The 23,509-nt window shown below is 70.3% G+C and carries 18 protein-coding genes; 7 read left to right on the top strand and 11 right to left on the bottom strand.

What is annotated here, in order from left to right:
• The first annotated feature begins 80 nt into the window (after positions 1 to 80).
• The 5 genes from ABD793_RS15345 to ABD793_RS15365 are packed head-to-tail and all read left to right on the top strand — an operon-like array spanning position 81 to position 7,762.
• The gene (locus ABD793_RS15345) at positions 81 to 2,114 is read left to right on the top strand and encodes a hydantoinase/oxoprolinase family protein (protein WP_344860247.1); all 2,034 of its coding nucleotides are present in this window, start codon (positions 81 to 83) and stop codon (positions 2,112 to 2,114) included.
• Positions 2,111 to 3,700 (top strand): hydantoinase B/oxoprolinase family protein, encoded by a 1,590-nt coding sequence (locus ABD793_RS15350; RefSeq protein ID WP_344860249.1) that lies wholly within the window; start codon positions 2,111 to 2,113, stop codon positions 3,698 to 3,700. Before ABD793_RS15345 ends, ABD793_RS15350 begins: the two co-directional genes overlap by 4 nt.
• The gene (locus ABD793_RS15355) at positions 3,697 to 4,842 is read left to right on the top strand and encodes an aminotransferase class V-fold PLP-dependent enzyme (RefSeq protein WP_344860251.1); all 1,146 of its coding nucleotides are present in this window, start codon (positions 3,697 to 3,699) and stop codon (positions 4,840 to 4,842) included. The genes ABD793_RS15350 and ABD793_RS15355 overlap by 4 nt, the downstream gene beginning before the upstream one ends.
• A 53-nt stretch (positions 4,843 to 4,895) precedes the next feature.
• Entirely contained in the window at positions 4,896 to 6,260 is a 1,365-nt protein-coding gene (locus ABD793_RS15360; protein WP_344860254.1) for an MFS transporter, read from the top strand.
• Positions 6,257 to 7,762 (top strand): amino acid permease, encoded by a 1,506-nt coding sequence (locus ABD793_RS15365; protein WP_344860256.1) that lies wholly within the window; start codon positions 6,257 to 6,259, stop codon positions 7,760 to 7,762. Before ABD793_RS15360 ends, ABD793_RS15365 begins: the two co-directional genes overlap by 4 nt.
• Before the next feature lie 104 nt (positions 7,763 to 7,866).
• Here the strand turns inward: ABD793_RS15365 and ABD793_RS15370 are convergent, their stop codons facing one another.
• Positions 7,867 to 11,001, bottom strand: a complete 3,135-nt coding sequence (locus tag ABD793_RS15370; RefSeq protein ID WP_344860258.1) for an acetyl-CoA carboxylase family protein — start codon at positions 10,999 to 11,001, stop codon at positions 7,867 to 7,869.
• Positions 10,998 to 12,596 (bottom strand): AMP-binding protein, encoded by a 1,599-nt coding sequence (locus ABD793_RS15375; protein ID WP_344860260.1) that lies wholly within the window; start codon positions 12,594 to 12,596, stop codon positions 10,998 to 11,000. Before ABD793_RS15375 ends, ABD793_RS15370 begins: the two co-directional genes overlap by 4 nt.
• A gap of 18 nt (positions 12,597 to 12,614) precedes the next feature.
• Here ABD793_RS15375 and ABD793_RS15380 point away from each other — a divergent pair, with 18 nt between their 5' ends.
• A complete protein-coding gene (locus ABD793_RS15380) occupies positions 12,615 to 13,217 on the top strand; it encodes a TetR/AcrR family transcriptional regulator (protein WP_344860264.1) in 603 nt (200 codons plus the stop codon).
• A gap of 57 nt (positions 13,218 to 13,274) precedes the next feature.
• On the opposite strand, the gene ABD793_RS15385 is transcribed toward ABD793_RS15380, so the two are convergent.
• The 9 genes from ABD793_RS15385 to ABD793_RS15425 all read right to left on the bottom strand — a co-directional run bounded on the left by ABD793_RS15385 (position 13,275) and on the right by ABD793_RS15425 (position 22,434).
• Complete coding sequence (locus ABD793_RS15385) at positions 13,275 to 14,108, bottom strand: alpha/beta fold hydrolase (protein ID WP_344860266.1); 834 nt, start codon at positions 14,106 to 14,108, stop codon at positions 13,275 to 13,277.
• A 68-nt stretch (positions 14,109 to 14,176) separates the two neighbouring features.
• Positions 14,177 to 15,778, bottom strand: a complete 1,602-nt coding sequence (locus ABD793_RS15390; RefSeq protein ID WP_344860269.1) for an FAD-dependent monooxygenase — start codon at positions 15,776 to 15,778, stop codon at positions 14,177 to 14,179.
• Between the two features lie 194 nt (positions 15,779 to 15,972).
• On the bottom strand, positions 15,973 to 16,572 hold the full coding sequence (locus ABD793_RS15395; protein ID WP_344860271.1) for a TetR/AcrR family transcriptional regulator: 600 nt from the start codon (positions 16,570 to 16,572) through the stop codon (positions 15,973 to 15,975).
• Between the two features lie 95 nt (positions 16,573 to 16,667).
• Complete coding sequence (locus tag ABD793_RS15400) at positions 16,668 to 17,846, bottom strand: cytochrome P450 (protein WP_344860274.1); 1,179 nt, start codon at positions 17,844 to 17,846, stop codon at positions 16,668 to 16,670.
• A 351-nt stretch (positions 17,847 to 18,197) separates the two neighbouring features.
• Positions 18,198 to 18,488: an antibiotic biosynthesis monooxygenase family protein gene (locus ABD793_RS15405; RefSeq protein ID WP_344860278.1), complete on the bottom strand. Its 291-nt coding sequence runs from the start codon at positions 18,486 to 18,488 to the stop codon at positions 18,198 to 18,200.
• A gap of 180 nt (positions 18,489 to 18,668) precedes the next feature.
• Positions 18,669 to 19,313, bottom strand: coding sequence for a nuclear transport factor 2 family protein (locus ABD793_RS15410; protein WP_344860282.1), 645 nt, complete (start codon positions 19,311 to 19,313; stop codon positions 18,669 to 18,671).
• Entirely contained in the window at positions 19,313 to 20,167 is an 855-nt protein-coding gene (locus ABD793_RS15415) for an alpha/beta fold hydrolase (RefSeq protein WP_344860287.1), read from the bottom strand. Before ABD793_RS15415 ends, ABD793_RS15410 begins: the two co-directional genes overlap by 1 nt.
• A 213-nt stretch (positions 20,168 to 20,380) precedes the next feature.
• The gene (locus tag ABD793_RS15420) at positions 20,381 to 21,133 is read right to left on the bottom strand and encodes an IclR family transcriptional regulator (protein ID WP_344860290.1); all 753 of its coding nucleotides are present in this window, start codon (positions 21,131 to 21,133) and stop codon (positions 20,381 to 20,383) included.
• A gap of 263 nt (positions 21,134 to 21,396) precedes the next feature.
• The gene (locus ABD793_RS15425) at positions 21,397 to 22,434 is read right to left on the bottom strand and encodes a Gfo/Idh/MocA family protein (protein WP_344860293.1); all 1,038 of its coding nucleotides are present in this window, start codon (positions 22,432 to 22,434) and stop codon (positions 21,397 to 21,399) included.
• A gap of 295 nt (positions 22,435 to 22,729) precedes the next feature.
• Between ABD793_RS15425 and ABD793_RS15430 the strand changes: the two genes are divergently transcribed.
• A complete protein-coding gene (locus tag ABD793_RS15430) occupies positions 22,730 to 23,509 on the top strand; it encodes an alpha/beta fold hydrolase (protein ID WP_344860297.1) in 780 nt (259 codons plus the stop codon).

Genomic DNA, 23,509 nt, shown 5'->3' on the forward strand with positions numbered 1-23,509 from the left:
CAAATTCAGCAATATCTATTGCAACAGCGGGCGTCGGCTGGCTAGCCTCCTCGGCATCAACGTCTCGAAGAGGAGAGCGCATGTCGTGGCGGGTCGGAGTAGACACCGGAGGAACGTTCACCGACGTCGCGCTGGTGGACGAGCGGCGAGGCCTCGTCGCCGTCCGCAAGGTCCCCTCCAGCAAGGCAGATCCCTCCTCGGCGATCCTCACCGGCGTCCTCGGCCTGCTCGCCGAACACGGCGTCCCGCACGACGCGATCAGCTGCTTCAACCACGGCACGACCGTCGCGGTCAACGCGGTGCTCGAGGGAGCGACGGCCCGCACCGCACTGCTGACCACCACCGGTTTCCGCGACGTGCTCGAGCTCGCCCGGCAGCGGAGGCCGCAGCTGTACGACATGTCGGTACGCAAACCCGAGCCGGTCGTCCCGCGGGAGCTGCGTTTCGAGGTCGGCGGCCGAGTGGCCGTCGACGGCACAGAAGTTTCCCCGGTGGACGAAGAAAGTCTCGAAGCGGCGGTCGCCGCGCTGCGCGAGGCAGAGGTCGATGCGATCGCGGTGTGCCTCCTGCACTCCTACACCAACGGCACACACGAGGAGGAGGTCCGCCGGTTCCTGCACCGGGCACTCCCCGGCGTTCCCGTCTCGGTGTCCAGCGCCGTGCACCCCGAATACCGCGAATACGAGCGCTTCAGCACGACCGTGGTCAACGCGTCTCTCGTGCCGGTGATGCGCCGCTACCTCGGCCGCCTTTCCGATCGCGTCGCCGCGGCAGGCATCGCCCCGCCGGTGCGCGTCGTGCAGTCCAACGGAGGCCTCGCATCCACCACGACGACCGGCGAACTCCCGGTCTCCACCCTGTTCTCCGGGCCGAGCGCAGGCGTGCTCGGCGCCGTCCAGCTGGCCACCGAAGCCGGGGTCCGCGACCTCATCACCTTCGACATGGGCGGCACCAGCACCGACGTCTGCCTGGTGCGCGACGGGCGGATCCCGATCCGGCACGAACGGGAGATGGACGGCCGTCCGATCATGGGAGCGATGGCCGACGTCGTCTCGGTCGGCTCCGGCGGCGGATCCATCGCCTGGGTCGATGACGGCGGGTTGCTGAAAGTCGGGCCACGCAGCGCCGGCGCCGCCCCCGGACCGGTCGCCTACGGCCGCGGTGGCATTCGCCCCACCGTCACCGACGCCGATTGCGTGCTCGGCTACCTGCATCCGGACGCTCCGCTGGCCGGCACCCTGCGCGTCGACACGCCCGCCGCAACGCGGCAGCTCGAGGCCGAGGTGGGCGGACAGCTCGGCCTCGACGCGGTCGCCGCCGCCGACGGCGTTCTCCGTGTCCTGCAAGCCGATCTCGTCCGTGCCGTGCGCGCCGTCTCGGTCGCCCGTGGCACCGATCCGCGCGAGTTCACCCTCGTCCCGTACGGCGGCGCCGGACCGCTGCACGCCTCGGCTCTCGCCCGCGAACTCGGTATCCGCCGCGTGCTCGTACCGCCGGCGCCCGGCATCCTGTGCGCCTATGGCGCGCTGAGCGCCGACGTGCGCGGCGACTTCGGCGCCACCTGCGTGGCAGAGTCCACCGAGGCCGGACTTTCCGACGTCACCGCCGCCTACAAGCGTCTCGACGAGCGCGCCGCGGAGTGGGCCCACACCGAGTCGGTCACCGGTGCGGTGATCACCGAGCGGCACATCGACCTGCACTACGCCAACCAAAGCCACGCTCTCGCGGTGCCGTTCGAGGGTGAACCGGGCGTGGAGTCCCTGCGGCAGGCGGTCGCCGACTTCCACCGCCGTTACGAAGAACGCTACGGCTACGCGCAGCCCGGCGAGCCGGTGCGGGTCGTGGCCGTGCGGCTCACCGTGATCGCGCCCGCCGAGCGCTCGTGGAGTGCACCGCCCTCGCCCGCGGGCGACCCGGTCCCGGCGGTGCGCGACATCTTCGTGGACGGCGCTTGGACGTCGGCTGCGGTCTACCGCCGCGAGACGCTCCCGGCCGGCTGGAGCTGCTCCGGCGCGGCGATCGTCGGGCAGCTGGACGCCACGACCGTCGTCCTGCCCGGCCAGACCGCCCGCATCGACGAGTTCTCGAACCTGATCATCGAGGAGGCACGATGACCGCCACCGGGCCCGACCCGATCACCACCGAAGTGATCGGCAGCGCCTTGTTCGCCATCACCGAGGAGATGAGCGGCGCGCTCATGCGCACGGCCTACTCGCCGAACATCCGCGAGCGCGGGGACTGCTCCACCGGTCTGTTCGACGCGCAGGGGCGCGTACTCGCGCAGTCCCAGCGCTTGCCGCTGCACATGGGCTCGCTGCTCGGTTCCGTGCGTGCCGCGCACGAGCGCTTCCCCGCCGAGACGCTGCGCCCCGGCGACATGTTCGTGGCCAACGACCCCTACCACGGCGGCGGCTCGCATCTGCCGGACGTCAACGTGGTCGCCCCGATCTTTTCCGGCGGCAGGCTGATCGGCTACGCGGCGAGCACCGCACACCATTCGGACGTCGGCGGCACGGTCGCCGGCAGTGAATCCGCCGACTGCCGTGAGGTGTTCCAAGAAGGGCTGCGGCTGCCGCCGGTCAAGCTCGTGGACGCCGGGCGGGTGGTCGAGGACGTGATCGCGATCGTCTCCCTCAACTCGCGCGTCCCCGGCGACCGCGGCGGTGACCTGCGCGCCCAGATCGCGGCCAACCGGGTCGGGCAGGAGCGGCTCGCCGAACTCGACCGGCGCTACGGCCCGGACCTTCTGCAGGACTGCGTCGACGCGCTCCTGCAGGCGACCGAGCGGCGCATTCGCGCCCGCTACGCGGAAATCGGGCCGGGCAGCCACGAGCACGACGAATACCTGGACCCGCTGCCGGACGGCACCCCGCTGCGGATCCACGTCCGGCTGGAAGTGCGCGACGGCAGGCTGTCCTTCGATTTCACCGGCTCCGGCCGCCAGCTGCCCTACGCACGCAACATCCCGTACCACGCGCTCGCCGCCACCGTGTTCTGCGTGGTCAAGACTCTGCTCGATCCCGCCATCGCGACCAACGACGGCTTCTACCGCAGCGTCGAGATCGTCGCGCCGGAGGGCACGATCGTGCACCCGGTCGAGCCCGCGCCGGTCGGCGCCCGCGCGCTCAGCTGCGGTGTGCTCGCCGACGCGATCGCGGGCGTGCTCTCGCTCGCGGCTCCCGACCGCATGGTCGCCGGCTCCGGTCCGCACCAGCTCGTGGTGTTCGCCGGGCTCGACGAACGCACCGACGACTACTTCGTCAACTACGAGACCATCGCCGGTGCACTGGGTGCGACGGCTGTCCACGATGGACTCGACGCGGTACGCGTCTATGCCTCCGGTGCGGCGAACCTGCCGGTGGAAGCACTCGAACGGGCTTTCCCGTTGCGGGTGGAGCGCTACGAACTACGCGACGGTTCGGGCGGCGACGGACAGCGACGCGGCGGCCGGGGCATCCGTCGCGACTATCGGATTCTGTCCGATACCGCACAGATCAGCCTGACCGGTGAGCGCCACGTGGAGCCCGCGCGCGGTGTGCACGGCGGCGAAGACGGTGCGCCCGGCCATTTCGTGCTGAACCCCGGAGAAGAGACGGAGACCGAGTTGCCACGGATAGCGCGGGACGTGCTGCTGCACGCCGGTGACGTGCTGCGCGTCGAGACACCAGGAGGCGCCGGCTACGGGGAGGCGCCGCGATGAGCACGACCCTCGGCGAAACCACGGCCTTCCAGCGCGCCCGGCGCGAATTCCGGGTGCTCGAACGGATGACGTACCTCGACGTCGCCGGGCGAGCGCCGATGGCCGACCGCGTCCACCGCGCGATGCTCGACTACCTGGAGGTCTGCCGCACCCGCGGTGCCGACAAGGAGGCGTGGTTCGCCCGCGTCGAGCAGCTCCGTGCGCGCACCGCGGCCTTCCTCGGCGCGGATACCGCGGAGGTCGCCTTCATGAAGAACACCTCCGACGGGCTGAACTCGATCGGCGCCGCGCTGCGGCTCGCCCCCGGCGACAGCATCCTGGTGAGCCCGGAATTCGAACATGCCAACAACGTGTACCCGTGGGTGCATCTGCGTGACCGGGGTGTCTCGGTGCGCACCGTGCCGGTCGGTCCGGACGGGGTGGTCCGGCCCGAGGACATCGCCGCCGTCATCGACCGGAGCACTCGCCTCGTGACACTCTCCGCGGTGTCCTCCTGGACCGGCGCACGACCGGACCTGGCCGCCATCGCCCGCGTCTGTCACGAGCACGGCGTGTTCTTCCTCGTCGACGCCGCCCAGGCACTCGGCGTGGTGGACATCGACGTGCACCGCGACGGTGTCGACGCACTGGCCGCCGCAACCCAGAAGGGCTTGCTCGGCATGTACGGACTCGGTGTCCTGTACTGCCGTGCGGAGTGGTTCCACCGGCTGCGGCCGCCGTTCCTCTCCGTCGCCGGCGTCGACCGCGCGGGCCTGCACGAATCCGACCTCGGCGACTTCGAAAACGCCGCGGTCCTCGAATCCGCGGCCCGTTTCGAGGTCGGCAACCACAACTTCGCCGGGCTGTTCGCCTTCGACGCCTCCCTCTCGCTGCTCGAGGAGGCCGGGATCGCGGAGATCGAGCGTCATGTGCTCGGCCTGGCCGACGAGCTCACCCGCGCCCTCCCCGGAGCGGGCATGTCGCCGTCGCTCGGCCGCGCACAGTCGGGGATCGTGTCGTTCGCCGCGCCTGATCCCGAAGCGCTGGTCGCGCGCCTGGCCGCACACGGCGTCCGCGTCTCGCTCCGGCGCGGCACGGTGCGCGCCAGTCTGCACCTCTACAACGACCGTTCGGACCTCGAGCGGCTGATCAATTTCTTGTGAACCCCCGGTTTTCCCGGGTTCGAGCCGGCCGGTACCGACGAGGAAGTCGCACCATGAACAGCAGAATCACCGTCACCGCACAGGCTCCGCCACGACACCGGATGGCCGGTGTCCTCGCCTCGAGCACCATCGGCTCGGTTGTCGAGTGGTACGACTACAACATCTTCGCGACGAGCGCCGCCGTGGTCTTCCCGTCGGTGTTCTTCCCGCACGCCACACCGTTCGTGGGCGCAATGGAGTCGTTCGCGACCTTCGCGGCATCGTTCGTGCTCCGCCCGGTCGGCGCACTGGTCTTCGGGCATTTCGGCGATCGTTACGGCCGGAAGACCTCGCTGCTGGTGACCCTGCTGATGATGGGGGCCGCCACCGTCCTGATCGGACTCATCCCGGCTGCGGACACCATCGGCCCTGCCGCGCCACTGCTGCTCGTGCTGTTCCGCATCGTCCAAGGGGTTGCGCTCGGCGGCGAATGGGGTGGCGGAGTACTGCTCACCACCGAACACGCGGGCGAGCGCCGCCGCGGGCTCTGGGGATCCCTGCCGCAGATCGGCAGCCCCGCCGCAAACCTGTGTGCCAGCGGGATGATGGCCCTGGCCGCCGCGGTCAGCGGGGATGCCTTCCTCCAGTGGGGCTGGCGCATCCCGTTCCTTGCCGGTGCGGTGCTGCTCCTGATCGGCGTCGTGCTGCGGCTGACCGTCTCCGACAGCCCGGCATTCCGGAAAATCAAGCAGGAGGGGCAGACCGCCCGTTTCCCGCTGCTGTCCCTGTTCCGTCACGACACGAAGAACCTGTTGCTGGCAGCCGGTTCGCGCATCGGCGTGGACGTCGCCTATTACACCTTCGCGACCTACAGCCTCAGTTATCTGACGGCGAACCTGCACCTGCGGACGAACGTCGGCATCACTGCGCTCGCGGTGGGTGCCGCCTGCGAGATCGTGCTGATCCCGTTGATGGGTGCGCTTTCCGACCGGATCGGCCGGAAGAAGGTGTTCCTCGGCGGCCTTGCCGTGTTCGCCCTCTGGTCGTTCGTGTTCTTCCCGCTCGTCGGCTCCGGATCACCGGCACTGGTGATCCTCGCCTTCGCCGTCGCGCTCGGCCTCGGCCACGCCGGCACCTGGGGCATCATGGGCTCGCTCTACCCCGAACTCTTCCGCACCCAGGAGCGCTACACCGGCGCCTCGTTCAGCTTCCAGCTCGCCGGCATCTTCGGCGGCGCACTCGCCCCGTTCGTCGCCACGACTCTGGTCGCCTCTTCTCTCGGCCTCGCCGGCGTGACGATCTATCTGCTCGGTTCCTGTGCCCTCAGCTGCGGTTGCCTGCTCGCCCTGCCGGAGACGTTCCGGTCGCACCTGCGCGTTGCGGAACCCGGCAGGCAACCGGGTCCGGCTTTTCCGAATGAACGGAAGGAACGCCCATGACGACCTCGCACGAGGAGACCGGTGGCGCACCGCAGCCCGGTGCCGAACCGGCCGGCTCCGGCGACGACTTCGCCCGGGAGCAGTCCGGATACCGCAGCGGGCTGACCGCACGCCACGTGCAGATGATCGCGATCGGCGGCGCCATCGGCACCGGTCTGTTCCTCGGCGCGGGAGGGCGGTTGCACCAGGGCGGCCCGTTCCTGGTGGTGATCTACGCGGTGTGCGGCTTCTTCGCCTTCCTGGTGCTGCGCGCACTGGGTGAACTGGTGCTGCATCGTTCGTCCAGCGGCTCGTTCGTCTCCTACGCCCGCGAGTTCTACGGCGAGAAGATGGCGTTCGTGACCGGCTGGATGTACTTCTTCCACTGGTCGATGACCGCGATCGTGGACTGCACCGCGGTGGCCCTGTACGTGAAGTACTGGTCCGCGTTCTCCGCTGTCCCGCAATGGGTTCTGTCGCTGATCGCACTTCCGCTCGTGGTCGGGCTGAACCTGATCTCGGTGCGGATCTTCGGCGAGGCGGAGTTCTGGTTCGCGCTGGTCAAGGTCGGCGCACTGGTGGTGTTCCTGATCATCGGCATCGTCGTGCTGGCGGCAGGCTGGCCCACGGATGCCGGCCCGACCGGGATCGCGATGCTCAACGCCAACGGCGGCCTGCTGCCCGGCGGTGCCGCCACCGTCGGCGCGGCACTGGTGCTGACCCAGGGCGTCGTCCTCGCCTACGCCGGCATCGAGCTGCTCGGTATCGCCGCCGGCGAGACCTCGAACCTGCAGAAGGTGATGCCCCGCGCGATCAACAGCACCATCGTGCGCATTGCCGTCTTCTACTGCGGATCCGTGCTGCTGCTGGCATTGCTGCTGCCCTCGGGCCGGTACTCGGCGAGCGAGAGCCCGTTCGTCACGTTCTTCAGCCACTTCGGCGGACCGCGGGTCAGTGCGGTGGCCGGCACGGTGATGAACTTCGTCGTACTGACCGCCGTCCTTTCCAGCCTGAACGCCGGCCTGTACTCCACCGGCCGCATCCTGCATTCGCTCTCGCACTCCGGCGCCGCCCCGCCCGCATTCGGCCGGATGAACCGGCGCGGCGTGCCCTACGGCGGCATCCTGCTCACCGGAGTGATCGGGCTGCTCGGCGTCGTGCTGAACTACGTCGCCCCCTCACAGGCCTTCGAAATCGCGCTCAACGCCACCTCGCTCGGCGTCATCAGCAGCTGGGCGACCATCGTGCTGTGCCAGATGCGGCTGCGCCGCTGGGCACGGCAGGGCAGGCTGCCGCGTCCCGCCTTCCGGCTGTTCGGCGCCCCCGGCACGGCGTGGCTGACGCTTGCCTTCCTCGCCGCCGTGCTGATCCTGATCGCCTGCGACTACCCGACCGGGACCTACACCATGGTGGTACTGGCCGTGCTCGTCGTACTGCTCGTCCTCGGCTGGTACCGCAGGCGCGGCCGCATCCTGGCCGTGGCACAACAACGCCGGCTGGACGCTGGGGCCAGGTCTCGGTAGGTGGGTTTCCGGTAGCAGCCGGGGGCGGTCTTGGCGATCCAGGCGGCCACGTCTGCCGAGGCGTGCGTGATCTGCGCTTGTCGCCCTGAAAGCCGCTCCGTCACCTACCGCCTGGCCAGCACCCGCCGGAGCACGGAGCGGGTTTCGGCCGGGTCGATCACATCGTCCACTTCGAACACCGAAGCGACGCTGATCGCCTTGCCTGCCTCGTAGTAGCTCTCGATGAGTTCGTCGTAGCGGGCGCGGCGGGCGGCGGGGTCGTCGATTGCTTCGAGTTCCTTGCGGTAGCCCAGCCGGACGGCTCCCTCCAGGCCCATGCCGCCGAACTCCCCGGACGGCCAGGCGACGGTCAGCGCCGGGGTCTTGAGGTCGCCGCCTGCCATCGCCATCGCGCCGAGCCCGTAGCCCTTGCGCAGCACGACCGTCACCAGCGGCACACTCAGCCGGGCACCCGCGACGAACATCGCGCCGAACCGGCGGACGGTCGCGGTGCGCTCGGCGTCCGGCCCGACCATGAACCCGGGGGTGTCGCAGAGCGAGACGACCGGGATCTGCCAGGATTGGCACAGCTGCAGGAACCGGGCGGCCTTGTCCGCGCCGTCACCGTCGATCGCGCCGCCCAGGTGCTCCGGATTGCTGGCGAGCACCCCGACCGGCCGTCCGTCGATCCGGGCCAGCGCGGTGACGATCCCGGCGCCGAAACCACCGCGCAGCTCCAGCACCGAGCCGGTGTCGAACAGCGTTTCGAGCACCGGCCGCACGGCGTAGGAACGCAAGCGGTTCTCCGGGACCAGATGGCGAAGCGTGCGCTGATCCGCGTGCGCACCCCCGTCCTGCGGGCCGGCAAAGTACCCGAGGTGGCGCCGGGTCGCTGCGACGGCAGCGGCGTCGTCGGGGACGAGGACGTCGACCACGCCGTTGGCCCACTGCACGTCCATCGGGCCGACGTCGCCGGCCGCAACCACGCCGAGTCCGCCACCTTCGATCATCGCGGGCCCGCCCATGCCGAGGCTGCTGCCTTCGGTGGCGATGATCGTGTCGCAGGCACCCGCCAGTGCGGCGTTGCCCGCGAAGCAGTAGCCCGACACCACGGCGATCGTCGGGACAGTTCCGTTGAGCTGCGCCGCGAGCCGGAAGGACGGCACGTCGAGCTGAGCCACGGCCGACGTGTCGGTGTCGCCGGGACGCCCGCCGCCGCCCTCGGCGAAGACCACCAGCGGCAGCCGTTCGCGCAAGGCGAGTGTGTAGAGCCGATCGGTCTTGGCGTGGTTGTGGATCCCTTGTGTGCCGGCCAGCACCGAATAGTCGTAGGCGAGCACGGCCACCGGCTGCCCGTCGACGGTGCCGGTGCCGGTGATCAGGCCGTCCGCCGGGGTGCGGGCGATGAGGTCCTCGACGCTGCGCCGTCGACGCTGCGCCGCGATCGTCAACGCGCCGTATTCGACCAGGCTGCCGGGATCGAGCAGGTCCGCGAGATTCTCCCGGACGGTCCGCCGGCCTTTCGCATGCGTGCGCCCGACGATCTCGGGCCGGGCGTCGTCGAGTCCGACCCGATGCCGTTCGATGCTCTCGGCGAGGTCGGCGCGGATGTGGCCGGGATCGGGTGCGACATCCTGCGCAGCCAGCTCCTGCGCAGCCGCGGAATCACGCAGCCACGCCAGCGCAGCGCCGGGCGCCACCGCATCCCCGACGGCGACCGGCAGCGCCGCGATGATCCCGGCGCGCTCGCTGCGCACCGCGTGCTGCATCTTCATCGCCTCCACGACAACCAGTTCGGTCCCCGCGGCAACAACGTCTCCCTCGGCGACCGGGACCGCGACGACCACCGCGTGCTGGGGCGAGCGGACCGGTTCGGCGCCCTCGGGTGCGTCCACGTCGGTGCCCGTCAACGGTGCAGTGACGGCATCGCCTGCCTGCGCACAAAGCTCGGCGAGGTGGGCATCGACGAACCCGGTGTCCATGCCGCCGAGTTCCGGCCGGTCGAGCAACGCACGCAGCAGTCCGGTGTTGGTCACGACACCGTCGACGAAGAGCTCAGTCAGGGCGCGCCCGGCGCGCCGCGCGGCCGTCGCGAGATCCGGACCGGTAGCGATGACCTTCGCCAGCAACGAGTCGTAACGCGGGCTGACCTCGTAGCCGTCGTAGCCATGGGTGTCCACCCGCAGGCCGCGGCCGGTGGGCGGACGGAAGCGCGTGAGCTTGCCTGCCTGCGCCACCACGGTGCCGTCCGCGCCGATCGTCTCGGTGTTCACCCGAACCTGCACGGCGGTCCCGGTGGCGGCGGGCGGCTCGGTCAACCCGAGCGCGGCGAGCCGCTCCCCGCCCGCGATCCGCAGGCCGACCTCCACCAGATCCAGCCCCGTGACCTCCTCGGTGACCGTGTGCTCCACCTGGATCCTCGGGTTGACCTCAAGAAAAGCCACCTCGGCACCGGACACCAGGAACTCGACGGTCGCCAGCCCGGAGTACGCCCCGACCAGCCGCACCGCCATGTCGTGCAGCCGCGCGCGATCAGGCAGCTCCGGCGCCGGAGCGATCTCGACGAGTTTCTGCCGGCGCCGCTGCGCGCTGCAGTCCCGGTCGCCCACCGCGAGCACATGCTCCCCGTCGCCGACGATCTGCACCTCGACGTGCCGGGCGTGGGGCAGGTACCGCTCGAGGTACACCGCTCCGTCGCCGAACGCGGCCCGCGCTTCGGACGAGCACTCGCGCATCGTGTCGGCGAGCGCGTCGAGGGTGGTCACCGGGCGCATCCCGCGTCCGCCGCCGCCGGCGAGCGCCTTCACCATGACCGCGCCGTGCTCGGCCATGAACGCGCGCGCGGACCCGAGACCGGTAGGCCCGTCGGTCCCGTCCAGCACCGGAATTCCGAGTTGCCGGGCCCTTTCCCGGGCCGCGGACTTGTCCCCGAACAGCTCCAGTGCGGCCACCGACGGACCCACGAACGCGATCCCGTGCTCGGCGCAGGCCGCGGCCAGCGCGGGGTTCTCCGACAGGAACCCGTAACCGGGATGCAGTGCGTCGCAGCCGCTCTTCACCGCCGCTCCCACGATCTCCGCGACATCCAGGTACGCCGCCGCCCCGGTGCCCGGCAGCCGCAGCGCCTCCTCAGCCCGGGTGACGTGCAGGCAGTCGGCGTCGTCGTCGGGATGCACGGCAACGGTGGCGATCCCCCGCACCGCGGCGGTTTCGACAATGCGGACCGCGATCTCGCCCCGGTTGGCGACGAGCAGTTTCACCGCGGGCTCCCGGAACCGTCGCGGCGGACGAAGATCCCGGCCGCCTCGCGGTCCCAGCCGGTCGTTCCGGACTCACGCAGCACGTGCTTGTGCACCTTCTGGGTGGGGGTCTTCGGCAGTTCGGGCAGGAAGTCCAGGTAACGCGGCACCATGAAGTAGGGCAGCCGGTCGATCAGGAACCCGGTGAGCTCCCGTGGATCGATCGTCCGGCCCGGCCGCGGCACCACGACGGCCTTGATGTCGTCCTCGGTGAGCTCGGAAGGCACTGCGACGACGGCACTCTCGTACACGTCGGGGTGTTCGTTGAGCACCCGCTCCACCTCGAAGCTGGAGACGTTCTCACCCCGGCGGCGCAACGCGTCCTTCATCCGGTCGGCGAAGTAGTAGCGGCCCTCGCCGTCCTGGCGGAACGCGTCACCGGTGTGCACCCAGCCCTCGACCAGGGACTCCGCGGTTTTCTCCGGCAGCCCGTGGTAGCCCTGCATCACCAGCCGCGGGTCGTCGGGCCGCACCCACAGTTCGCCGACCTCACCCGTCGACACGTCCGTGCCCGATTCGTCCACCAGCCGCAAGGTGTAGCCGTCGCGGGCGAATCCGCATTCACCGCCGAGCACGGTGTCCGGCGGCCCGTTCAGCACCACACCGATCTCGCTCATCCCGTAGACGGCGGCCAGGTCGAGGCCGAACCGATCGCGGAACCCGGCCACGTCACTGGCCAACGGCGCCATCACGGCCAGTTCGAGCGGATTCCCGGCGTCGTCCGGGGACGGCGCGGCCTGCTGGAGCAGCTCGGCCATCGCCCCGAGCAGCACGGTGACGGTGATGCCGTGCTCCCGGATCACCGGCCAGAACCGGCGGACCGAGAACGAAGGCTCCAGCACGACCGGGCAACGGTGGATGATCCCCTGGTAGACGCCGTACCAGAGACCGGTCAGGTGGAACATCGGCAAGGTGACCAGCAGGCGGTCGCCGCGGCTCGGCCGTTCCTGGTCCTCCCGCGAACCGTAGGTGTAGGCGTGTGCGTGGGTGACCAGAACGCCCTTCGACCGCCCGGTCGTGCCGGAGGTGTACATGTAGGCCATCAGTTCGCCCGCACCGACCGGCGCCGCGGGCGCCGGGTCCGCCGCGGTCAGCTCGTCGAAGGCGACCACGCGCAGGCCGAGCCCGTCGGCGGCCGCGGTGTCACCGCGCACGACCAGCGTGCGCAACGCAGTGAGCTCGCCGGCAATCCGCGCGATTCGCTCCACATAGGACTCGTCGACCACCAGCGTCGCCGCCGCCGAATCGTTGAGCACGTGGGCCAGGAACGCGCCCTGGTAGGCGGTGTTGACCGGCACCTCGACCATCCCGCCGAGCCCGAGACCGGACCACACGTGCGCGGCGTCGAGCGAATTGTCCAGCAGTGCGGCGACCGGTTCCTGACGCGCGACGCCGAGTGCGCCGAATCCGGCCGCGATCCGCAGCGAGCGGTCGTGGCTCTCGGCCGTGGTGTAGCGAGCGGCCCGGTCGAGCTGGGCGAGCTCGTCGGGCACCTCGGCAAGGGCACGGTCGTAGGCAGCACGCAGGGTCCGTTGCTCGACCGGAGGAAGGGCCATGTGTGCTACTTTACATTCGTGTCAAGTATCGGGCTGGGCGGCCGGACGCGGACTGCCGAGGACAAGCGCGATCGGCTCCTCGATGTCGCCGAAGCCGCCTTCTGCGCACACGGCTACGAAGGGACCACGATCACCGTCCTCGCCGTCGAGGCAGGGGTGACCCGCCCGACCGTCTACGCCTACTTCACCTCCAAGGACGACGTTTTCCGTGCCGTCGCGGACCGGGTCCGGCGCGAGTTCCTCGATCTGCAGGAACGGGTCGACACCAGCTCGCCGGAGCGCACCGCGCGCGAGGGCGTCACCGCCTTCCTCGCCGCCTGGGTCCGCCACCACGGCATGCTCACCGTGATCGCCCACCAGGCACTGGCCGACCCGGCGGTCCGGACACTGCGCAGGGAGATCCTCGCCCGCGTCGAGCGCCGCAACGCGAAGTTCGTCGAGCGGCTGGTGGCGGCCGGACTGGCCGATCCCGCCGTGGCACCGGCGGATTTCTCCCGCGCAGTGACCGGAATCGTCGCCCGCGCCGCGGAAATCGTCGCGGAAAACCCACAGCAGGCGTCGGCCCAGGCACAACAGATCGGTGACGCCTACCTGAGACTGGCCGGCATCGACGCGAGGTGAACCCGCGTTGTCGCGCCGGGGTGCGGACCGGCCGGCGACGGCGGAGCTGCACTCCCGCTACTGTGCCGAGGCTGCGCGGGCCAGGATCTCCCGGGTGACGGCTTCCGGTGCCTGCTCGGGGATCCAGTGGGTGATCCCGTCGAGCTGGACGAATCGGTACGTTCCGGTGACGTGCTGTGCGCAGCGCTCCGCCCCGGCCCGGCCCAGCGCCTGGTCTTCGGTGCTCCAGACGTAAGTGGTCGGCACCGTGGAGGGCCCCAGCTCACCGGTTTCGTCGGTCATTGCCCGGTACCAGTTCAGCGCTGCGGTCAACGCGGCGCGCGTGGACAGCAGTGCGACGTGCGGTGCGGCCTGCGCCTCGGTGAGCGGTGGCACGAAGGCGGCGCGCAGGCCGGACTCGGCACCGAGCAGCGCGTCCTCGGCTTCGCCCTCGCGGCGGAACAGGTCGATGTATCCGGAGCGCTTTTGCTGGTCGGGGTCATGGTTGCGGGCCCAGGTGAACGCGGCCGGATGTGGCACGGACACTGCGGTGAGGGTCTGCGTGCGCTCGGGATGGCGGACGGCGAGGTGCCAGGCCACGATCGCACCCCAGTCGTGGCCGACGATGTGGGCCTTGTGCACACCGAGTGCGTCGAGGAGGCCGATCACGTCGGCCACCAGCAGCGGGATCTCGTAGTCGCGGACCGCCGCCGGGCGCGCACCCGGCGAGTAGCCACGCTGATCGGGTGCGATCGTGCGGTATCCGTTGGCGTTGAGTTCTTCGGCGACCTGGTCCCAGCAGTGGTGGGATTGCGGAAAGCCGTGCAGCAGCACGACCACGGGTCCGTCGGCGGGGCCGGAATCGGCGACGTCGAACGTCAGCTCACCGAGGCGGACTTTGGTCAGTGGCATGGATGTTTCGTCCTTTCTGAGCTGGGCCGGGGCAGCTTCGCCGGCCCGGTCCCGGGTCGTGCACCGGGTCAACGCGCGAGGATCGCCTTCAGTGCCCGTTCGAGTTCGTGTTCCGGACCGGCTGCGGCGGTCCGGCTCCGCCAGGCGATGACCGCGTCCGGGCGGACGAGGACGGCACCTGCGGGCTCGATTCCGTAGCGCCGGCGCCAGCCGCCCTCGACGTCGTGGAGCCGGTCGCCGATCCGGTGCGCGGTCAGCGTGATGCCGAGGTGCCGGGCGACCTCGGCCGCGGCCTCGGCCCACCCGGTCCCTTCCGCATCGGTGAGCAGCACGAAACCGGGTCCGAACAGGTCGTGCGTGGACAGCGTCCGCCCGTCCCGCTCGAGGCGCACGTGCGGAGCGCGGCAGCCGGGCCGTCCGGTCGGGTTTTCGGGGTCCTCCTGGAGGCTCCGGTCATCGCCGGCTTCGGTGCGCACGGCCGGGGAGTGATACCGGAATCCCAGGATCTCCCGGGGCGTGGGCACCGGCTGGGTCTGGTCGAAACTGGACAGGATGCGCCCCTCGGCCACCTCCTGGAGGGCGACCTCGCGGTCCAGGGTGATGGTGACGACCGGGCGCCGCTCGGTCTGGTAGGTGTCCAGCAGCGCCGCACCGGCCTGACCGCCGAGCACCAGTGCCAGCCGCCAGGCGAGGTCGTAGCCGTCCTGGATGGCCAGGTTCCCGCCCTGCCCGCCGACCGGCGGGCAGGCGTGCGCCGCATCGCCTGCCAGGATCACCCGGCCGGCGAGGAACCGTTCGGCGAGCTGATGGTTCAGTGCGAACGGGCGGGCATTGCGGATCCGGCACTCCAGGCCGGGATCACCGACGGCTCGCCGGATCCGGTCCCGGCACCGGTCCTCGGTGAAGTCGTCGTCGCTCTGCCCTTGCTCGGGAAAGTAGTCGACCCACAGTGTGTAGGTGCCCATGCCGTCGTAGATCATGCTCATCCCGCTGCCCGGGATGCCCGTCACGCTGAACCGGTCCTTGTCGACGTAGGCGTCGAGGTCGGCGTCGAAGGTGATCACGTAGACGTGGCCGATCCGGCCGCCGCCTGTCACGCCGATGCCGAGGCTGGTGCGGATCGGACTGGTGTACCCGTCCGCCGCGACCAGGTAGTCGGCACGGACCGGGTATTCGCGCCCGCCGCTGCCCTCGCGCAGCACCGCGGTCACCCCGTCCGCGTCCTGCGTCCAGGACACCATTTCGGTGCCGAACCGCAGGTCTGCGCCCAATTCCTCGGCTTGCGCCCGGAGAATCTTCTCGACGGTCGCCTGCGGGAGCCAGCACGGCGGCGCCGGGGTCAGCATGCGGTGCCTGGCGAGCAGCTCCTCCGGAGCCTCGGCCGCCTGAGCCTCGCGCACGCTGGGGCCGGACTTGATCTGCGGCAGGTACGAGCCGACCTGCGCTTCCTGCAGTGCCGCGGCGACCCCCGGAACGGTGCTGAGCAGTTCGTGCGTCCGGGCGTTGAGCCCCCAGGCCTTCGGCAGCGTGGCAGTCGTTTCCCGGCGCTCCACCAGCATCGGTGTCACACCACGCGACGCCAGCCCGAGCGCGGTGCTCAGCCCGGTGTAGGCACCACCCACGATCAGCACCGGAACCTTCTCGGTCGACACGGCGTTTACGGCAGCCATCTTCACCTCACTCGATTCGTCATGGCAGTTTATGCCACACGGCATAGTGTGCCACTTGGCGCATGCCGCCACGGCGAAGATCGCAGTGATACCCGTCTCACTTGCGGGTACGAATGGTCAGCGCTTGCCGGATGCCTGCCCGGCGCCGGTTCAGTGCCAGCTCAGCGCCGGTTCAGTGCCGGTTCAGTGCCGGTTCAGTGCGGCAAGGGGGGCAGCGGCACCGCATCCGAATGCAGCAGCTTCAACGTCGTGGACGTCAGCTGTCGCAAATCGGCCCGTCCGCCGTCCTCCGCCCACTTCCGGAACGCAAGGGTGAACACGGTGGCGGTCTGTTCCACGGCAAGCCCCGCGACGAGGTCCACGGATCGACCGCCGATCCGGTCGGCGATATCGGCGACCAGATCCTGTCGCCAGGTGTAAAGCAGATGCGCGAGGTGGGCCATGACGGTCGGCGTCTCCTGCGCGAGCGAAAATGCCGCCAGCATCTCCTCCGGCTTTTCCTGGTGCGAACGCACAACGCTGTCGAGAACGGCACCGAGCAGTTCCGGAACGGGGGTCTCGTCCGGATGTGTCCGGAGTTCGCGCCGTGCGGTGTCGAGCATTTTCGCGTAGAAGCCGAATACGAGCGATTCCTTCGTCGGGTAATAGCGGTACACCGTGCGCGTGCCCACCTCGGCTGCGGCCGCGACCTGCTCCACGGTCGTGTCCGCGTATCCCCTCTCCCGGAACAGCGCCAAGGCGACTTCGGCGATCAGCTCCCGGGTGCGCTCCATTTTGGTCTCGCGCAGTGTCATGGCACCGTCCTCGGTTCAGGCTCGCCAGCCTAATGCTGCCACCTGGCAGTAGCTGCCACAGACCCGTCCGGCGCGCCGTCTCCCGCGTGACCCGATCACGTCGCGGGTTCGACCGCCACCTCCAGGTAGTCGAGGCCGCGCAGACCGTTGTTGATCATCGGCCGGCGCTGCCTGATCTCGAACCTGGCCACCCGATCGGCCAGCCTTTCCAGCAGTACGCCCATTTCCAGCCGGGCGAGGTGCATTCCGGGGCACACGTGCTCGCCGCGTCCGAAGGCGAGGTGGTCCGAGGGACGGCGGGTGATGTCGAAGCGCTCCGGATCCGGGTAGTGGCGTTCGTCGCGGTTCGCCGACGCGTACAGCAGTGCCACCCGGCTGCCTGCGGACAGCGGGACGCCGCCGATCTCGTGGTCCTCAGTGAGCACCCGGCTGAACTGGGGCACCGGGGATTCCAGCCGCAACGACTCGTTGATCGCATGCGGGAGCAACGAGCGATCCTCGCGCAGCAGGTTCCACTGGTCCGGGTTCTCGGCGAACAGCGCCACCACGTTGGCGATCGCCAGGATCGTCGTATCGAGACTGGGGGTGACGTAGTCGAGCATCATCACCGGGCACTTGTCCTGCGGGATCTCGCCGCGGTCGGCGGCCTCGTAAAGCTGTGCCGCCCAGCCGCCGGGATCGATTTTCCCCGGCACGGCGCCGGTGGCGGCGAACGCCATGAACTCCTCGACCGCAGGGCCGGCCGCGGCGGCCCGGCCGTCGGCGGGGCCCTGGGTGTTCCAGATCGCCTCGGCCCACTCCAGCATCTTCTCGCGGCCCTGATCGGGAAGACCGACCAGATCCGACACCACGGTCATCGGCAGGTACTCCGCCAGTTCGGTGACGACCTCGAACCCGCCCCTGCCGACCAGCCGCTCGACGACCCGGTCGGCCTCGGCCTCGATCCGCGGGGCGACCTCGCGCATCCGGTCCTGGCGCAGCGGCCGTCCCAGCACCGAGCGCATCGCGGTGTGCTCGGGCGGATCACTGCACAACGTGATCCCCTCCAGCTGGGCGTTCACCTCCGGATCCACGAACACCCCGCGCGCCGACGAGAAAGTCTGCCAGTCCGTCAGTGCGGCGCGGACCTCGTCGTAGCGGGGCAACGCGTAGAGATCGTGACGGGAAAGGTGCACGACGGGACCGAGGGAGCGGAACCCGGCGTAGATCCGGTACGGATCGGCGCGCGCCTGCTCGGTGTAGAGATCGACGTCGCTGACCGGAATGCGGGACAACAGGCCTCCTGGGGACGGGGAAGGAACACCCGCGGCGCGCTGTGCCGCGGCCGGTCATGTCCACAAAGGACACGTTTCGGTGGTCGTCGTTGTCGCGGCTGAGCAACGCCCGTGGCCCGGGGGTCAGCGCACCCTGCAGCAGGTCCCGCGGATCGCGCGGTGCGAAGCGTGCCGCAGGTGAGGTCCCGGCGGTGCCCGGCAACCTCGGCGAGCAGCATGTCCCGAACGTAGTCACCCGGACGGCCCGGCCCAGCGCGGGCGCCCGCACCGTTACCGTTTCGACGCCGCCGGGCAGGGAGGTACCTCGCACCGCGGACAACACCGCGGCGCACGAGGCCCCGGCACGGTCGCTCAGGCCTGCATCTTGACTTCATAGGTTTCGAGGCGTGGTGCGGTGCGGCCCGTCGTCTCGATGCCCCGGTCGTGGATGCCGTCCGCGGTACCTCGAGCGACCTCCGCCATCTGCTCGCGGGTCTCCCACAGCGAGATGGTCATGAGCTTCCCGGTTTCCTCGTCGGTGAGCAGGAAGAACCCCCGGAACCCCGGCCGCCGCCGGGCGTCCGGGAGCTGGTGTTCGGCAACCTCGACCAGGTCGCCGAACCCTTCGGTGCCGGTCTCGACGGTGATCACCCGCGCGAACATCCAGCCTCCTCGAGATCAGGTGCGAACACCCGCCAGTGTCCCGCATCGGAGGTGGTGCCGGCTGGTTCGTTCCGCTGGGTGCCGGATGCCGTCGCCGGAGCGGGCTCCGCGACGTCGGACGGCTGCCGCGAGGTGAACGTGCCAGCCGGCCGCTTGCACGGCAGGTCAGCGGTCATCCAGTCAGCGGGCTCCTTGCTCCGCGCCGGGTGGGTCGCCTGCGGTCGCCGAGCCGGCCAGCCAGCGCGCGCCCTCGTCGTAGAGCCGCCGCACCGCCGGCCCGGTCAAACCCGGCAGCCCGGTCCGTACCGTGAAGCCCGCCTTCGTCTGCAGGTAGCCGAGATGCCGGTAGCCGACCGGAAACCGGCCGAGCAGCACCGGATCGAGCGTGAGCCTGGTGCCGGGGTCGACGACGTCGAGCCGGTCCTTCTCGTAGACCGGCTGCCTGCGCACGATCGTCCACCCGCCCTCGTCCCGGGCGCAGAAGTCGTAGAACCGTCCGGTGCACACCACATCGACCAGCACCCCGTCGACCTCCGCGCGCTGGCTGATCGTCATCTTCGTCTGCGCGACGGCCCGATCGCCCACGACATCGGCGGTGTGCCCGCCGAGGAAGTGCAGGATCGAGACGCCCCGTTCGAAGCCCGCACGGGACGCCTCGACGAAATCCGCGGCACGGCCCTGGAACCAGGTCGCGGTCATCCATCCGTCGGTGGGATGCCAGACGGTGGCGAAGCGGTCCCAGTCACCCGCATCCCGCCAGAGCACCCAATTCTCGGTCAGCTGGCGGATCGCGGTCCGGTCCTCGGCCGCGCTCGGCGTGGCCATCAGGAGGCCAGGAAGGTATCGAGGGCGGCCAGGACGGCGGCGGGGCGCTCCTCGGCGACCCAGTGCCCGCAGTCCGGGATCGACCCGCCGGTGACGTCCGTGGCGAACTCCCGGAGCATGGACACGATGCGGGGTCCCCAGCGGTCCTCGCCGCCGAGGGCGAGAACCGGGATGGCGAGGGGTTCCTGGGCAAGCCGCCGGTTGTCGACGGAGTCCTGCGGGAAAGCGCGGTACCACTCGAGGCTGCTCCGGAGGGCGCCCGGCTGGGCCAGTGCGCGGGCGTAGACGCCGATTTCCTCGTCGGTGAACGCGCCGTGGTTGGTGCCGCGATCGCGGAAGAACGCCTCGACGTAGCCGTATTCACGGCCCTGGATGAGGAACTCCGGCATGTCCCGGTGCAGGTGAAAGGCGAAATGCCACACCTTCGGATCCGCGTAGATGCCGTCCCACAGCGAAGCACCGGGCAGTGGCGCGTCGAGGAAGCCGAGGTGGGTGACGGTGTCGCGGTGCGTGGCCGCCCACGCGTAGGCCACCATCGCCCCGATGTCGTGCCCGACCACCTGCACCCGGTCGAAGCCGAGCGCCTCGCGCAGCTGGTCGAGTTCGTACGCCATGGTGACCTTGTCGTAGCCGGTCAGCGGCTTCGACGAATGACCGGCACCCTTGAGATCCACCGCGATCACGGTGTGCGTGCGCGCCAGTTCGAGCATGACGTGCCGCCATTCGTACCAGGTCTGCGGCCAGCCGTGCACCAGCACGACCGCGGGCCCGGATCCCGCGACCACCGCGTGCAGCCGCACACCGTCGGCCACCTCCTTCACCACGTGTTCGAACTCCACGGGAGTCCCGGACATCTGATCACCCTTCCTTCGTGGCGGTAAGCGGAGCCGAGCCGTCCACCGGCCTCGCCGAGGGAGACCTCGCAGCGGTGGGAACTCGGGTGGTGCCCGTTCGCCGGGCAACGGGATGATCGCCGGTCCCGAGCGGCGGCCGCCAGCGTGGTGTGCCATCCAGTGGCAGCTGCCGCCGAGCGGCACGACGGGGATGCGCCCGAGGGCACTCGATCCTCAGCTGAGCCGTCGGGAGATCCCGAGCGCGGCCGTGCGCACCGCGGGCCCGAGCTGCTCCACCCGCAGATGCGAGTGCGTCACGATGCCGAGGGCACCCTGCAACACGCCGGAGCAGTCGTGGACGGGTGCGGCCACCGACACCGCGCCCAGCGTCATCTCCTCGTAGGAGTAGGCAATGCCTTGTTCCACCGCTGCGTCCAGCGCGGCGGCCAGCGTCCCCGGCTGGACGATCGTGTTGCGGGTGAGCACGGTCAGTCCGGCCGCGGCCAGATCGCGCCACACCTGCGGCGGGGAGAAGGCGAGCAGCACCTTGCCGACCGCGGTGGCGTGCAACGGCAACCTGCCGCCCACCAGGGTGGCGGTCGGGACCGCCCGCTGGCTCGAGATCTTCTCGATGCACAGCGCCGCACCGTCGTCGAGCACCGCGAGCTGGACATTCTCCTGGGTGGCCTCGCACAGGTCCTGGATGAACGGCAACGCCGCCTCGCTGAGCACCCGTTGCCGAGGCGCGAGCGAGCCGATCCGCCAGAGCCGGATGCCGATCCGGAAATGCCTGCCGCCGGGAACGCGTTCGAGCCCGCCCCAGTCCACCAGCTCGCTGATCAGCCGTCGCGCGGTGGAGAGGGGCAGCTCGGCCCTGGCAGCGATCTCGGTGAGGGTGAGCACGGAGTGCGCCACGTCGAAACAGTCCAGCACCGCAAGGAGCCGCCCGGAGACGCTCTGCCCCGCAACGGCGGAATTACCGGCCATCACGACCATCCGTGGGAGGGATGCGACGTGCGCCGGCGCACTGCTGCCACGCCTCGGCCACGACTCGGCATTCGCCGGGCATGACCGAGTTCCTCAGGTCCGGAGCCGTCGACACGAGCACGGTCACACGGTACGTGTCCTCGTTCCGCAGACCAGCCCACCTGCACGCCTCGGGTCAGCTGGGGCGACGAGAACGGGTTCGCGACCAGGACGTCGTGCGCGTCCGGCAGGACGAAGGCGGTGCTCCGGCAGCGCACCGCTGCTCAGCTGACCCGTGATCGGGCCGCGGTGCGGACCACCTCGAAGCTGCGCAGCGCATCCTCGGCCGTGACGAGCGGCCGGGCCCGGCCGGCCGCGACGTCCGCGAAATGCGCCAGCTGGCGCGCGAACGCATCGGCGCCTTCGACCGGGATCTGGTTCTGCGTAACCGGTTCGAGCCAGGACGGCGCCGGCTGCGTGAACACCGTCATGTCCGGCACCGAGACAGCGCCTCGCGAGCCCGCGATCAGCAGACAGGGCTGCCCGGGGTGGTACGGGAAGGTGGGATCGTCCTCAGTGGCCTGGTCCCATCCCCACGGCGAGACCGCGGAGTCGGAGCCGACCAGAGTGCCGATCGCACCGTTGGCGAAGCGCAGGACGAGCCCCGCGGTGTCCTCGACCTCGAGCCCGCGGGCCTGGTTCGAGGCGATTGCCTCCACCGAGGCGATCTCCCCCACCAGATGACGGAGCAGGTCCACCTCGTGGATCAGATTGATCAGCAGCATGCCGCCCCCTGGCTGCCGCCGTCGCCATTCGACCTCGAAGTAGGCATCCGATTTGTGGGTGGCCCAGACGGCGGCAATGGTACGGATCTCGCCGAGCCGCCCCTGGCCGATCAGCTCCCGGGCCGCGGCGACCGCGGGATGGTGGCGCCGGTGATGCCCGACGAGGACCCGCGCCCGCGAGTCGGCGGCAACCCGGTCGAGCAACGGGCGCGCCTGCTCGCGGTCGACGGCCACCGGTTTCTCGACGAGGACCGCGACGCCCGCATCGAGACAGTCGAGGGCGTGCGAGACGTGCATTTCACTCGGGCTCGCCACGATGACACCGTCGAGGTCGCCCCGCGCGAGCATCTCCCGGTGGTCGCAGTAGCGGGCGAGGTCGTGCAGCTCGTCGGGCACGGGCCGGTCCGGACCGAACGCGGGATCGGCCGCGGCCACCAGGTCGGCCCGATCCGAGCGCGCGATGAAACGGCTGTGCCGCAGGCCGAATGTGCCTGCCCCGATCAGTCCCAACCTGCACTGCGCGTCGTGTCCTGCCATCAACGAAAGGCCTCCCGATCTGTGCGTTCCTTCGCCCGGAGTGTCATCGCGCCGAACGCCGGGACACAAGCGCCGACTGCCACTGAGCGGCGCTCGCCCATCGCCGGAAGCAGGTCCGTGGCACCCATCACACCCGAATCCCCTCGCAGATGCCGCTCAGTGGCAGCGAACCCTGGCGTTCGGCCACGGCCGGACCGCAGCATTCCGGCGGCACGGGGTTCGGCGGAACCATCGACGTCGCCGGGAAACCGGAAACCTCCGCAGCAGACCGCAACCTGGCGGAAAGGACCGCATCATGAGCGCTCGTCCCACCATCGTTCTCGTGCCGGGGATGTGGCACGGCGGCTGGGCGTGGGAGCACGTCGCGAAACTGCTCGAGGCGGAGGGCTACCCCTGCGTACCGGTCACCTTGCCCGGCAAAGACCGTGCCCCCGGCGACTTCACCTTCCGGGGCCACTGCGACCAGCTCAGCCGTATCCTGGCCGAAATTCCCGGCGACGTCGTGCTCGTCGGGCACTCCTACGGCGGCGCCCTGCTGACCGAGGTCGGCGCCGCGCCCCGGGTGCGTGCGCTGGTCTACCTCAGCGCGTTCTGCCTCGAACCCGGCGAATCGGTCTCGGCGGCCAACGACGCGGTGCCGGGTTCGCAGCTCGGCGAAGACACCATCCGGCTGGTCGAGGGCTATCTGGTGGTCGACCCGGAGACCGCGCGGCACGGGTTTTACCACGACTGCGCCCCTGCCGACGCGGCGCGCGCGGCCGAGCGGCTCACCCCGGAACACCCGAGCACCCGGACGACGGCGGTCACCAACGCCGCCTGGCGGACTGTCCCGTCGCATTTCGTCATCTGCACCCAGGACCGCGCCTGCACACCCGAAGTCCAGCGCAAGATGGCGACCCGGACGGGCTCGGCCACCGAACTCGAATCGAGCCATTCCCCGATGCTGTCGATGCCGGAATCCGTGGCGCGGACAATCGTTGAGTTCGCGACGGAACACACCGTTTCAGCACCGTTACAGGTAGCCCGGAAATGGGCTGGGTCGGCCACCGGCGCCGACAATTCAATGAAGGAGTGA

This window comes from Amycolatopsis ultiminotia (assembly GCF_039536925.1).
GTDB lineage: Bacteria > Actinomycetota > Actinomycetes > Mycobacteriales > Pseudonocardiaceae > Amycolatopsis > Amycolatopsis ultiminotia.